The 13,620-nt window shown below is 47.4% G+C and carries 11 protein-coding genes and 4 pseudogenes; 10 read left to right on the top strand and 5 right to left on the bottom strand.

From position 1 onward, the window contains the following. Positions 1–31: 31 nt before the first annotated feature. The 3 genes and pseudogenes from ABFX35_RS07025 to ABFX35_RS07015 form a co-directional block, all read left to right on the top strand. Positions 32–289: pseudogene (locus ABFX35_RS07025) on the top strand (tyrosine-type recombinase/integrase); the annotation flags it as partial. Positions 290–533: 244 nt separating this feature from the next. Further along, positions 534–1,127, top strand: a complete 594-nt coding sequence (locus ABFX35_RS07020; protein WP_346080024.1) for an SMEK domain-containing protein — start codon at positions 534–536, stop codon at positions 1,125–1,127. 43 nt (positions 1,128–1,170) lie between these two features. Next, positions 1,171–1,868, top strand: a pseudogene (locus ABFX35_RS07015) (IS3 family transposase); the annotation flags it as partial. A gap of 178 nt (positions 1,869–2,046) precedes the next feature. Here the strand turns inward: ABFX35_RS07015 and ABFX35_RS07010 are convergent. Together ABFX35_RS07010 and ABFX35_RS07005 are read right to left on the bottom strand one after the other, a co-directional pair. Then, a complete protein-coding gene (locus tag ABFX35_RS07010; RefSeq protein ID WP_279028295.1) occupies positions 2,047–2,703 on the bottom strand; it encodes a fumarylacetoacetate hydrolase family protein in 657 nt (218 codons plus the stop codon). Positions 2,704–2,908: 205 nt separating this feature from the next. After that, positions 2,909–3,181 carry a YcgL domain-containing protein gene (locus ABFX35_RS07005; RefSeq protein ID WP_346080022.1) on the bottom strand — a complete coding sequence of 91 codons (273 nt, stop codon included), beginning with the start codon at positions 3,179–3,181 and terminating at the stop codon, positions 2,909–2,911. 136 nt (positions 3,182–3,317) lie between these two features. On the opposite strand from ABFX35_RS07005, the gene minC reads away from it, so the two are divergent. Genes minC through minE form a run of 3 tightly spaced genes read left to right on the top strand, consistent with a single transcriptional unit; the run spans position 3,318 to position 5,120 of the window. Continuing rightward, complete coding sequence (gene minC / locus ABFX35_RS07000; protein WP_279028289.1) at positions 3,318–4,010, top strand: septum site-determining protein MinC; 693 nt, start codon at positions 3,318–3,320, stop codon at positions 4,008–4,010. A 24-nt stretch (positions 4,011–4,034) separates the two neighbouring features. Continuing rightward, positions 4,035–4,847: a septum site-determining protein MinD gene (gene minD / locus ABFX35_RS06995; RefSeq protein ID WP_095844518.1), complete on the top strand. Its 813-nt coding sequence runs from the start codon at positions 4,035–4,037 to the stop codon at positions 4,845–4,847. Between the two features lie 3 nt (positions 4,848–4,850). After that, a complete protein-coding gene (gene minE, locus ABFX35_RS06990) occupies positions 4,851–5,120 on the top strand; it encodes a cell division topological specificity factor MinE (RefSeq protein WP_095844519.1) in 270 nt (89 codons plus the stop codon). 236 nt (positions 5,121–5,356) lie between these two features. Here minE and rnd read toward each other — a convergent pair whose 3' ends face one another. The 3 genes and pseudogenes from rnd to ABFX35_RS24155 form a co-directional block, all read right to left on the bottom strand. Further along, positions 5,357–6,478 (bottom strand): ribonuclease D, encoded by a 1,122-nt coding sequence (rnd, locus tag ABFX35_RS06985; RefSeq protein WP_279028282.1) that lies wholly within the window; start codon positions 6,476–6,478, stop codon positions 5,357–5,359. Positions 6,479–6,601: 123 nt separating this feature from the next. After that, positions 6,602–8,293, bottom strand: a complete 1,692-nt coding sequence (fadD, locus tag ABFX35_RS06980; RefSeq protein WP_346080017.1) for a long-chain-fatty-acid--CoA ligase FadD — start codon at positions 8,291–8,293, stop codon at positions 6,602–6,604. A gap of 342 nt (positions 8,294–8,635) precedes the next feature. Beyond that, positions 8,636–8,826: pseudogene (locus ABFX35_RS24155) on the bottom strand (phage integrase); the annotation flags it as partial. 921 nt (positions 8,827–9,747) lie between these two features. Here ABFX35_RS24155 and ABFX35_RS06975 point away from each other — a divergent pair. The 4 genes and pseudogenes from ABFX35_RS06975 (at position 9,748) to ABFX35_RS06960 (ending at position 13,588) form a co-directional block, all read left to right on the top strand. Further along, positions 9,748–10,932, top strand: coding sequence for a reverse transcriptase family protein (locus ABFX35_RS06975; protein ID WP_346080015.1), 1,185 nt, complete (start codon positions 9,748–9,750; stop codon positions 10,930–10,932). After that, on the top strand, positions 10,929–11,630 hold the full coding sequence (locus ABFX35_RS06970) for a retron Ec48 family effector membrane protein (protein WP_346080013.1): 702 nt from the start codon (positions 10,929–10,931) through the stop codon (positions 11,628–11,630). The genes ABFX35_RS06975 and ABFX35_RS06970 overlap by 4 nt, the downstream gene beginning before the upstream one ends. An 89-nt stretch (positions 11,631–11,719) precedes the next feature. Beyond that, positions 11,720–12,082, top strand: a pseudogene (locus ABFX35_RS06965) (IS3 family transposase); the annotation flags it as partial. Between the two features lie 654 nt (positions 12,083–12,736). Then, entirely contained in the window at positions 12,737–13,588 is an 852-nt protein-coding gene (locus ABFX35_RS06960; RefSeq protein WP_144049341.1) for a hypothetical protein, read from the top strand. Positions 13,589–13,620 lie beyond the last annotated feature (32 nt).

Below are 13,620 nucleotides of genomic sequence, written 5' to 3'. Positions count from 1 at the left end.
ATAAATTAACAGGCTGTTTATACAGCCTGTTAATTTTCATAGTAAAGACTTCTTGTTTCGGTCTAGGGTCTGAACTAACCTGCACACATCAATCCGGCAATGCAGCCGAATTCTTCATGGGTGGGTAGAAAAGCTTGGCCTCGAAGATTCTCTTTAAAGCACACATTCCTTGAGAAGAACAACACCTAACCTGATCTATAAAAAAACCAAGAACCTCCAGGTGATCCAAACCCTGTTGGGCCATCAGAAACTGGAAAGTACAGTCCGTTATCTGGGCATTGAAGTCTGAGGTTAACAGGGCTGCAACAGCAGCTCTGTGCCAAGAGCGGACGTTACAATCATCAGCCTATCCATTAACTAATGGGAATAGGTCACGATAGTTGTTTAATGAGCCCTTGTATAGTTTCAAAAATTGCTTTGATTTAATACATTGATACTGTTAGATTCTGAAGGATCCTATCAGTTTTAACACAATAGGTTTGTATAAAAACATCTTGCAGCGTTTCAAATATTTTTCATGAGGTATTTATAAAATGATTACTAGTGGGTATTTAATAGGACAGATAATTGACGACCTATCAAATATAGCACAGCAAGCAAAAGTCAGAAACAAACTTGGACATACTGATTTATCTGTGTTTGCTGAGAATTTTTTCAAGGATATACTAAACGAGACACTGGAACTATCCTTAATAAACACTAACATAACAAGAGCTAACGAGCCTGGTATAGATCTTGCTGATATGGCAAAAAAAACAGCATTCCAGGTCACAACTGACAAAACAAGTAAAAAAGTAATAAACACTCTTGAAAAAATAACATCTGAACAAAGAAATAATTACCGCCACTTCAATATTTTGATAATAGGTGATAAACAAGATAAGTATGAGGCTGTAACGAAAGCTTTAGCTAATAAAAGTGATACCGAAGAATCTTATGATGAAAGTGAAGAAGAACAAAAAAGTAAAATTCATAAAGATATAGTATTTGATCCAAACGAAAACATTATGGATTTGACTGACTTATTCCGTAAAATAATTGGGTTAGATTTGGTTAATATCCAAAAAACCCATAGCATCATCCAAAAAGAAGGCGCGAAAGTCAAAATTGATCCTACCCACGAATAGTGGACACGCTGTTAAGCGAGTAAAATCGTTAACAAGGTGAACCATGACGCAAGCAAAATCTGTGAAGAAGACATCCCGTAATCAATATACCCCGGAATTTCGCCAGCAGGCGCTGGCGCTGGCTGAGCGCATCGGTGTGGCCAAAGCTGCCCGGGAGCTCGGCCTGCACGACTCTCAACTCTACGTCTGGCGCAGTAAACAACGTCAGCAGGGTTCCACCTCTGAGCGTGAGCAGCAACAGGCAACAGAAATCGCCCGCCTCAAGCGCCAACTGGCCGAGCGGGATGAGGAACTGGCCATCCTCCAAAAGGCGGCCACCTACTTCGCCAGACGCCTGAAGTGAAGTACGGTTTTATACACCAACATCAGGCGGCGTTCTCAGTGAAAAGCCTGGCCCGGGTACTGTGCGTCTCGCGCAGTGGCTGGTACGCGTGGTTGAAGCGCCGACAATCCCCCTCGCTGCGGCAGATGCGTCGTCAGCAGTGTGATGAGCGGGTGGCACAAGCTTTTATACAGGCAAAACAGCGCTATGGCGCGCCCCGACTGACGCAGGAGTTGCGTGAGGCCGGCCATGGCTGGAACCGTAAAACGGTAGCGGCCAGTCTGCGACGTCAGGGATTACGGGCCAGAGCGGCGCGCAAGTTCAAAGCCACGACAAACAGCCGGCATAACCTGCCGGTGGTGCCGAACCTGTTGCAACAGGACTTCAGTGCTACGGGGCCGGACCAGAAGTACGTTGGTNTCAAGCCCGATAACGCAGAGGACGGGCTTTGGGGGCACGACCCTCCGGGCTGGGGCCATTGGGCCGCGCTCCTGCGTTGCTCGCCGTTTATTTGGGCCCGCCAAACCTCACGGCTTGCGCCTTGACGCGCAGCCCAATGACCGCCAGCGGCACTCACGCACTATTACGGGACACAGCCTAGATAACGCGGGTGGTCAGCGTTTTGCCATTAACGGAAACTTTCAGCATATCGCCGGAGTTCATCGGGCCAACGCCCTGCGGCGTGCCGGTCAGGATGATATCCCCCGCACGCAGGGTAAAGAAGCGGCTCATATAGCTGATCAACGGCAGAATCGGCGTGATCATGTCGCGCGTGTTGCCCTGCTGGCGCACTTCATCATTCACCGTCAGAGACAAATCCACATTTTGCGGATCGCCAAACTCCGCTACCGGAATAAAGCCCGAGATCGGACACGAGCCGTCAAAGCCTTTGGCTTTTTCCCACGGCTGCCCCGCTTTCTTGAACGTAGCCTGTAACTCGCGCAGCGTTAAATCCAACGCAACGCCATAGCCGGCAATCGCCCGCGCAACGCGATCTTCATTGGCCTGTTTCAACGGCGTGCCAATCAGCACCGCCAGTTCCACCTCGTGATGCACCGGGCCAAAGCCTTTAGGGATGGCCACCGGCTGGCGGATATCGCACAGCGCGGTTTCCGGTTTGATAAACACCACCGGTTCAGCGGCTACGGCACTGCCCATCTCCTTAATGTGATCGGCATAGTTGCTGCCCACGCACACCACTTTGTTTACCGGAAAATCAAGCAACGTGCCCTGCCAGTCTCGATGTTGATACATACCGCTTCTCCTGACGAAAATAGGGCCGGATCAACCGCGCCCCTGAATAAGCCGATGCATGCCTCTGCGCCGGTGCATAAGGTGCACGCGCAGTGCATGAAACAGAAACGTTACCATAAATCAATCACGCTTTACCTGCATATCATTCGGTGCTGAAGCCTGTGGTGCTATGGCCGGCAGCATCCAGCGGCCGGTGCGCCGCTGACTATACTTCCTTCGTGCCCAAGTGCTGGTTTAACAGACTTTCCACCGGCGGTGGGAACTGCAGATAAAACCCTTCTTCTTGCAGGGCCGTTTTTACTTTATCAATATCCGCATTGGCTAATTTTTCACGCCCGGCCAGATTCAGCATCATGGAAAACTGGGGTGTGCCAAAACTTTTCAGCAGATCTTCCGGCACCCGAGAGAAATCGTCTTTTTTTTCGACATAAAGATAAGTTTGATCGCGTTTTGGGCTTCTATAGATCACACAAAGCATTTTTTTAACTCTAATTAATTGGAACGGTATCTTGCCTGGATATAACTCTGACTATAACATGCATATAGTACATCGGAATATCGTACCCCGAGAGGTATTCCGGGGATTTAAAGTTGCTGAAACTGAGTCAGGATAGATGTCACAATCGCCAATTGAGCTAAAAGGCAGCAGTTTTACCCTATCGGTTGTTCATTTGCATAATTCAGAACCCGAGGTAATACGTCTGGCGTTGCAGGAAAAAGTGGATCAAGCTCCAGCTTTCCTGAAAAACGCGCCTGTTGTTATCAACGTCGCAGCGCTAAACGGCAATGCGGACTGGAAAGAACTTCAACAGGCTGTCGCTGCGGCAGGTCTGCGCGTTGTCGGCATCAGCGGATGCAAAGATGAGCAGCAAAAACGCGCCATAGCCCGCGCCGGCCTGCCGCTGCTGAGTGAGGGCAAAGGCCAGAAAATGGCCGCGCCTGAGCCCGCACCCGCGCCGGTTGAAGAGCCGGCCATTGTCAAAACGCGCATCATCAGCACCCCTGTCCGTTCCGGCCAACAAATTTATGCCCGCAACAGCGATTTAATCGTCACCAGTAGCGTCAGCGCAGGTGCTGAACTGATTGCCGACGGCAACATTCACATCTATGGCATGATGCGCGGCCGTGCACTGGCAGGCGCCTCCGGCGATAGCCACTGCCAGATTTTTTGCACGCACCTGGGGGCTGAGCTAGTCTCTATCGCAGGGCAGTATTGGTTAAGCGATCAGATCCCGTCCGATTACTTCGGTCAGGCTGCGCGGCTTAGCCTGTTGGATAACGTTTTAACCATACAACCGTTAAATTAAGCCCTTTTGACAAGGAATCCATTCATGGCACGCATTATTGTTGTTACATCGGGTAAAGGGGGCGTTGGCAAGACCACTTCGAGCGCGGCCATCGCTACCGGCCTTGCCCAGAAAGGTAAGAAAACCGTGGTGATCGATTTCGATATCGGCCTGCGTAACCTTGACCTGATCATGGGCTGTGAGCGCCGTGTGGTTTATGATTTCGTCAACGTGATTCAGGGTGATGCCACGCTGAATCAGGCGTTAATCAAAGACAAACGCACCGAAAACCTCTACATCCTGCCCGCCTCTCAAACGCGTGATAAAGACGCATTGACCCGCGAAGGCGTTGAAAAAGTGCTGAACGGCCTTAACGAAATGGATTTTGATTTCGTCGTTTGCGATTCACCAGCCGGCATCGAAACCGGTGCTCTGATGGCGCTGTATTTTGCCGACGAAGCGGTGATCACCACCAACCCTGAAGTCTCTTCAGTGCGTGACTCGGATCGTATTCTCGGCATTCTGTCTTCCAAATCGCGCCGCGCTGAAAAAGGCGAAGCGCCGATCAAGGAGCACCTGCTGCTCACCCGCTACAACCCTGGCCGCGTCAACCGGGGCGATATGCTGAGCATGGAAGACGTGCTGGAAATCCTGCGTATCCCGCTGGTCGGCGTCATTCCCGAAGACCAATCCGTGCTGCGTGCGTCCAACCAGGGCGAACCAGTGATCCTGGACAACGACTCTGACGCCGGTAAGGCGTACGAGGATACCGTTCACCGTTTATTAGGAGAAGAACGCCCTTTCCGCTTCATCGAAGAAGAGAAGAAGGGTTTCCTGAAACGCCTTTTTGGGGGATAAACCATGGCTTTGTTAGATTTTTTTCTGTCCCGCAAAAAAACGACAGCCAGTGTAGCCAAGGAACGGTTGCAGATTATCGTTGCAGAACGTCGCCGTGGGGACAGTGAGCCCCCTTATCTGCCTGATTTGAAACGTGACATCTTAGCCGTCATTTGTAAATACATTCAAATTGACCCAGAGATGCTGCACGTGCAATTTGAGCAGAAAGGGGATGATATTTCGGTTCTTGAACTTAACGTAACGTTACCGGAATCGGAAGAAACGGCTAAATGATAGCAGCACATTCAATCCCCTCCCGGCTTATTTGCAGGAGGGGACTGTATGTGCATCCAGTTATATTCTCTGCGCCCGCTAAATCACCGCCTATTTCTCTTTGAGACTAATCTCAGTTAAGTTCGCCTATTTTTCCCTTAGAGTTAATCATGGCGGTAAAATTACCTGAAAGAATCTATTTCATTAAAATAATAATGAAGCAGAGTTGCCGCTGCTCCATTATCAATGCGGTTTGCTTAATAATTTTTCAAAATATTCTGCAGCGCTTCGGCCAATAACTCACCGCGCCAGCCGCTGATTAATTCTGGTTGGTTATCACCGCATTTCAATTGCCAATGCCAGTTCAGCAATTGGTTAATCTGGCGGCGGGATGCCAGCAGTTCGCTGCTTAAACCGCTTTGCTCGCTGACGGTAACAATCGCCGCTTTAATATCCTTAAACACCTTTTTATAGCCAGGGTGATCGACCAGATTCGCCACGGGAGCAGGCAACGCAGCGTCATCCAGCGCGTTAGCTTCGGCCACCAGTGCCAGCAGCGTTTTGCCGTGGTAGCGGATCTCCGGGCCGCTCAGCCCCAGGGAATCCAGCTCCCCCAGCGAAGATGGCATACAGCGCGCCACCTGCAGCAGGTTTTCCTCACGCACGACGAAATTCACCGCCAGATCGCGCTCGCGCGCCTGGTTTAGGCGCCACGCCGCCAGTTTTTGCAGGCAGGCCAGTTGCCGCGGGCGCAGTTGCCAGGCATTGGAGATTTCACGGTAAGCCAATTCCGGCGCCAGCACCTCGCTGCGGCGTTGGCACAGCAGCAGGCACTCATTGGCCGCCGCCGCCGTCCACCCTGCTTCTTCGGTTTCCTGCACCAGGCGCTTCGCCATAGGCAACAGGTAGAACACATCAGCGGCGGCGTAAACACACTGCTTTTCGGTCAACGGGCGGGCCAGCCAATCGGTCCGCGACTCGCTCTTATCCAGCTCAACCCCCATGTATTCCGCCACCAGGCTGGCAAAACCGCAGGATAATGAACGGCCAGAGAACGCCGCCAGGATCTGGGTATCCACCAACGGCGCCGGCAGGGTTTTGAACGCATTGAGAAACACTTCCAAATCTTCGCTGCCGGCATGCAGGAACTTGACTACGCGGCTGTCCGCCAACAGGTCGATGAACGGTTGCCATTCTACGATCGGCAACGGATCAATCAGCGAGAGTTGTTCACCATCGTATAATTGGATCAAACCCAACTGCGGGTAGTAGGTGCGCGTTCTGACAAACTCGGTGTCCAGTGCGATCTGGCCATGGTTTCTTGCCTGCTCGCAGACCTGCTGCAACCCGGCGTCTGTAGTGATCAACTGATAATTCAAAACATCATTCTCTTTGCTATTTGTATGATTCACAACATAACAACGCCGGCAATACACCGGCGCTGTTGATAAGAACTCTCTGGTAAAAACCCCGGGCGGTGCCCGCAGCGGCGCATGAGCCCGCTAAGCGGCGGCATCAGCCGCCAACGGTTTTTTTTGCTCATCCCGCAGTTCACGCCGCAAGATCTTACCCACGTTCGATTTGGGCAACTCACTACGGAACTCAACGAGTTTAGGCACTTTATACCCTGTCAGGTGCCGGCGGCAATGCGCCTGTAGCTCTTCGGCCGTCAACGAGGCGTCTTTCTTCACCACGCAGATCTTCACCGCCTCGCCGGAGGCATCGCTCGGCACACCGATGGCCGCGCATTCCAATACTTTGGGATGTTGGCTGACCACCTCTTCGATCTCGTTGGGATAAACGTTAAACCCGGAAACCAGGATCATGTCTTTTTTACGATCGACTATGCGGATAAACCCTTCATCGTCCACGGTAACGATATCACCGGTGGCAAGCCAGCCGTCTTGCAATACTTCGGCCGTCGCTTCAGGACGTTGCCAATAGCCTAACATAACTTGCGGCCCTTTTACCCACAGTTCACCCGGCGATCCGGCAGGCACATCGTGCCCGGCGTCGTCCAGCAGGCGAACTTCGGTTGAAGGCACCGGCAAACCGATACTGCCGCTGTAGCGCTGCAGATCATAAGGGTTGCCGGTGACCAACGGCGCACATTCCGTCAGGCCGTAGCCTTCCAGCAGGTGCCTGCCGGTAATGCTTTGCCATTTATCCGCCACGGTCTTCTGCACCGACATACCGCCGCCCACCGACAACCGCAGGGTGGAAAAATCGAGCCGGCAAAAATCCGTATTATTCAGCAACGCGTTAAACAACGTGTTTACGCCGGTCATCACTGTAAAGGGATATTTAGCCAGTTCCTTGACCAAGCCTGGAATATCGCGCGGGTTGGTAATCAGCAGGTTGTTAGCCCCCAGATCGATAAACAACAGGCAGTTCACCGTCAGCGCAAAAATGTGATACAGCGGCAACGCCGTCACCACCAGCGTCTGGTTACCCTGCAATAACGGGGCGTAGGCGGCTTTCGCCTGCTCCAGGTTAGCCTGCATATTCCGGTGGGTGAGCATCGCCCCCTTGGCCACGCCGGTGGTGCCGCCGGTGTACTGCAAAAAGGCCAGATCGTCGTTGGTAATCGCCGGCTTCACATACTGGAGCCGCCGCCCCTGCTGCAAGGCTGCGCGATACGAGATGGCGTCCGGCAGGTTGTATTTTGGCACCAGGCGCTTGATATACTTCACCACAAAGTTCACCAGCGTCCCCTTGGCCGTGGACAGCTGATCGCCCATGCGCGTCAGGATCACATGCTTCACCTGGGTTTTATAAACCACTTTTTCCAGGGTGTGGGCAAAATTGGAGACGATGACAATCGCCGCGGCGCCGCTGTCGTTAAGCTGGTGCTCCAGCTCCCTGGGCGTATAAAGGGGGTTGACGTTGACGACCACCATCCCGGCGCGCAGGATGCCGAATAATGCGATCGGGTATTGCAATAGGTTGGGCATCATCACCGCAACGCGATCGCCGGGCTTCAGCCCCAGCGAATTTTGCAGATAAGCGGCGAAGGCCCGGCTGCGCTCTTCCAGCTTGCGGAAGGTCATTACTGCGCCCATGTTGATGAACGCCGGTTGATCCGCATAACGCACTGCGGCACGTTCAAACATATCCACTAAAGACGCGTATCGATCGGCATTTATTTCCGCCGGAACATCTGCCGGGTAGCGTTTTAACCAGACCTTATCCAAGGTATTACTCCTGAAATCATTACTCATCATCATCGCAGCCTCTAACGCGCAACCGCAAATTAACAATATTTTAACTCATCATACCAGCTTCTGTTTTAAACAATATTCAGGTTGCGATGCATATCACTAATTGCTAACGGTTTATGCCGCTAAAAGAATAAGGCGGCCTGAGCCGCCTAAGATTACATTTTTAAAATCAATAACATACTATTTTATTGAGAAAAAGCATGCGTATAACTACCTGCGAAAACTTGCGATAGCGTGGGTGTTTGGGACAATCTATGGATCATCCATGGTTATGCGTTCATTATCAAGTGGATTGAATTTTACGGCATCTTGCAGCTAGTCCAGCGCCAGGTACGCATAGCTCTTTGCCTGCAGAATGCTGGCGTAGCCAAGGATTTTTTGCAGCGAAAGAATGTTGCCTCCGTTTATCATGAAATGGTCGGCAACGAATGCCGCAGCACATGTAGCGACTGCCCCGCCGGCAGATTTGAGGCAATAGCTTTAAGAATACGGCGTACGCGTTGATAGACACGGCCATCATTCAGAGTTCACAGCTCCGCCCTGCTGTTTGTTTACCGCAATATTGCGATTGAAGTTCGCGCTCTGCGCATTATGCCCCCAGGATGGAAAAACTGGGCCTGTGCAGCCAAGCCTACCGAACAAAAAAAGAGCCTCACTCGATCGCAATCTGTTTGTTTCCTCCATAGCGCCACTCACCCGCCCCGTGTGGTGGGAGTATCAGTTATGGCGCTTGCGTTTCGACTGGCGGAAAAACCAGTTGCATGCAATGAGTTCAGTACACAAGCGGGCAATGCCATACACCACAAGGACACGCTCGCCGACTGATTAGAACAGCGTGCGATTGAAACCGCGCATCGTAAAGCAGCGTACCGCGATCAGCAGCAGCAACGCCTAACGGCGCGCACGGCACTAATCGCTGATTTTTCGCAGAGCATCGGCATTGATTTGCCGCAGGAAGCGGCGCTATCTGTATTAGCTCAGACTTGAACTGACAGTTTCCTCGGATAGAAAACAATCTTATCTGACAGTCGGCTATGAGCGAGGAGCGGACATTAAAGAGTAAGCACCATATAAAGAGATAAGGTCTGGCTGTGAAAGTATTGCGCGACCATGCAAATCTCAATTGCAATAAAATTTGGTTGAACTTTAATAAGTTTCATTGCAACATACGCGTAGCACTAGCGTTCCGCTTAGTATGTGACAATCAACTTTCTAAATCGTTAGATTTTGCTTTTTAATTAAAGCGTCCTTTATGGACCTATCGGTAAGGCCCCACCATCGCCACCTACGATGGTGCCGTAGCCGACGACATTACGTACGGTCGAAAAGATAACACTGGCTGCTACTGACGATTGTTGATGTAAACATCTTTGTTGTCTCCACCCTTGAGCATGGGTAGACCGTACGTAACTTTGTTTGGTGAAATTATGGACAAATTAAAACCATACAGTAAATCAAAAGCCCCTATTTCAACGCTTCAGAAACTAGCTCAAACTTTATCCATCTCAATTGATGAGTTGAATGAAATTGCAGCACTATCGGAAGATGAAAAATACGTAAGAAAAGAACTTCCAAAAGCAGATGGAAGTAAAAGAGTAGTCTACTCCCTTCATCCAAAGATGAGATTGTTACAATCTCGAATTAACAAGAGAATTTTCAAGGAATTAGTGATTTTTTCTCCGTTTCTCTTTGGTTCTGTACCTAGTAAAAATGATGGTGCAAATTCCAATATCAAACGCGATTATGTATCCTGTGCAAAGGCTCATTGTGGAGCAAAAACAGTTTTAAAAGTAGATATAAGTAATTTCTTTGATAATATTCATAAGGATTTGGTTCGTGATGTATTTAACAATGTGTTGAATATTCGAGACGAAGCTTTGGAATATGTCACAAATTTATGTTGTAAGGGTGACTTTGTAGTTCAGGGAGCACTAACATCAAGTTATATAGCAACTCTATGTCTTTATGAACAAGAAGGAAGTGTTTATCAAAGAGCCATAAGAAAAAATCTTGTATACACTCGTTTAGTTGATGATATTACTGTATCATCAAAAATTAATGGTTATGATTTTACGCAAATATTAAGTCATATTGAAAATATGCTTTCCACTCATGATTTACCTGTGAATAAACGTAAGACTAAAATATTTCACTGTTCATCAGAGCCGATAAAAATACATGGATTACGAGTGGATTACAATTCTCCACGACTACCTGGCGATGAAGTGAAGCGTATTAGAGCGTCTCTACATAATCTCAAAAAACTTGCTGTGAAAAATAACACCAAAACAAGCATAGCATACAGAAAAGAATTTAACAGATGCATGGGTCGTATAAACAAGCTAGGGCGTGTTGGTCATGATAAATATAAGTTATTTAAAGAACAGTTGTTGGCAATAAAACCAATGCCATCGCCAAGAGATATTGAAATTGTTGAGGCTGCTGTAACCAGTCTCGAAAGTTCATGTTTAAAAGGCAATGGCAACAAACATTGGTATAAGAGAAAATATAATCTTACACTATATAAATTAATCATCCTGACTCGTTCGAAAGCATTTGATGGAATAGTCGATACGTTTAAAGAACGATTGAAAAAGGTAAAGCCAGCGTGAATAGGAAGTTAAAGGCGTTAATTTATATAGTTGTATGCGCAACCATCCTTTTTGTTATTTTTACCATCATGTCATTGTATCAGACGATTGATGATAAAAGACTTTATGAAAGAAATTTTTGCCTTAGCAGTCAATGCCTGGATAATTTTGCAAAAGAAGTTTCAGGAATTGTGCTGTATTTTCAAGCATTTGTTTATCTAATGACGACTTTTGTAACTGTTTTTGGTGTAATTATTGCCTTGATGACTTATTATTCAGGTGTTAAAAATAATAATAATAGTAATTACACTGCTCACCTTACAATGTTTCGCGAATTCTCTAGTGCTGAACTTTCTAAAAGAACGAGTATCTACCCTGAAGGTATAAACTTATTTCGGTGGTATAAGGTAATGTTTCCAAAGGCAAAAGATGGGGACATTTCCGTATCTAATCATTACTTGGCTATAATCAATAATATTCAGGATGTTATTAATGAGGCGAATGCACACATAACTGATGAAAATAAAGATTACAAATATAAAACCCATCAAAGAAAAATGATTATAGTACTTGGTGAAATAGGCATACGCATTAGCAATGGTCCCAAAAACACTTTCATCGATATTGAGGGGCAAGTTTTTGAGTATATTGATACAGTGAATCTATCATTTAGCCATCAGGTTGTTGAGTTGAGTAAAATTAAAAGGAAATACATTTAAAATTAATGGATGAATTAGTTGTATTAGCTCAGACCTGATCTGACAGCTACCGGTTATTTATACAGGTATCTGTCAGGTTACATCTGGTNACGGCAGAGCTGGCGTGCAATACGCTGAAAATGGCGCTGTGGCGGCGAAAGATGCCGCGCGGCGTGATAGTTCATTCTGACAGAGGGAGCCAGTATTGTTCCCATGATTATCAGGGTGTTATCAAAGATAATGGACTGATATGCAGTATGAGCGCGAAGGGCTGTTGTTTTGATAACGCCTGTGCGGAAAGTTTCTTCCACAGCCTGAAAGTGGAACTGATCCACGGAGAGAGGTTCAACACGCGGGAGGAGATGAAATCGGCGGTATTCGAGTATATCGAGATAGACTACAATCGGCACCGACGGCATAGTGCCAACGGCGGGCTAAGCCCGGTGCAATTTGAGGAAAGAAACCTCGCTTAAGGCAGTGTCCACCGTCGCTGGGCAAGATCAGATCGCTTGACAGATGGAAGCAGGAAGAAATCTTAACTAAATTGGGTGAAGCTCCCTTACCATCACTACCCATTTACCTGATATCTTGTGGTGATGGAGATGATGAAGAATTGGTCTATGTTGGAAAGACAAAAAATACATCACGCTTCTATGGTGGTCATAGCGCAGCATTGAAGTTACATGCACCTGAGTTCCAAAGTAAGTCAAAACATATCTACAGATGCACCACTTGGTTTTTTATTGATAACGAATATATTACTCTTGATTGGATACAGCCTGAACAAGTAGTACTTGATATCTTAGATAGTATTGAATCACAGTTGATTTATTGGCTGTAGCCTCCACTTAACACGCACAAAAAAAGAGAAATCTTGCAAGGTGGGAATTTTATATCCACATGCAAAATTTAATATGCGGTGGATTCATGAACGATAAGTTCATTTAATTTAATACTCTTCCATTGTTTTTGTGAGCAACTGCGAACTATCATGATGATTATAATCGGAAATTGCGTACATGGCTGGAATAGGACATAATCACTTTTTGGGATGATTTTAGAGAACTGTGATGCGTAACCTGAATTTTCGCTCTGCAACAGACTTTGAAGATTTTTGTTGTTGGTGAATGAAAGAAATCGTAAGTAAAAGTGTAGGTAGGGACGTGAGTTTCGTTTGTTTTGGTTCACCAGGCCAGGCGCAGGGCGGAGTTGATATTATAAGTTGGCCTATCAACACACTACCAGTGGTAGCACAATGCAAATGGTATTCACGCCCTTTTACTTTGGAAAACTTAGAAGTTGAGCTGAAAAAAACTGATAATTATCCTCACCCGATACGGCACTATTTTTTACTGACGACTGCGAGTCCCCATACTTCAATTCAGAATGCAATGCCTGATGGCTATCTGACACATACTCGTAAAGATGGCACCTCATTTAAAGTTCATATTCGTTACTGGAGCCAGCTAGAGAATATTGATTTTTTGCCGCTCTTGGCACGACAGCGTTATTTCCCTGAAGTACAATTTACGTCAGTAATTCAGCAAAATGCAAACGCTATGGAGGAACAGCTTGCCCATTTGAAACAGCTTTTAGAACAAAAACTGCCTGTAGTTCATTTAGACTGGCTGGAGAAATGGGATTTCAGTATAGGCTATGTGAATAGCACTGATTTCGATCCGTTCCACGAACTGGTATATGAATATCATTTGGTTAAGTCATCTTTTGACAAGAGTGATAACGTTTTTCTGGATACACCCCTACGACTGAAAATGTATAAATGCCTACCAGCAGGAAACGGTTTCTTTCAGGCACTTGTCGCGTTTCGTGACAGTGTCTCATCGTATGTTATCGGTGATTCAATTAATGGGAAGCAAACTCTTTCCGTTCTCAACCAGCCAAATAGACATACAATTACTCGGCAGTGGATGAGCAATGCAGAATATCTCGCAAAAAAATATCGGGACATAGCCCTCTAACAAAATTCCAACGTGTTCTCTTCCCTAATTTC

The organism is Gibbsiella dentisursi (genome assembly GCF_039539505.1).
Lineage (GTDB): Bacteria > Pseudomonadota > Gammaproteobacteria > Enterobacterales > Enterobacteriaceae > Gibbsiella > Gibbsiella quercinecans.
Note: the sequence above shows the minus strand (reverse complement) of the source record. Positions and strands in the feature narration are given on the sequence as shown.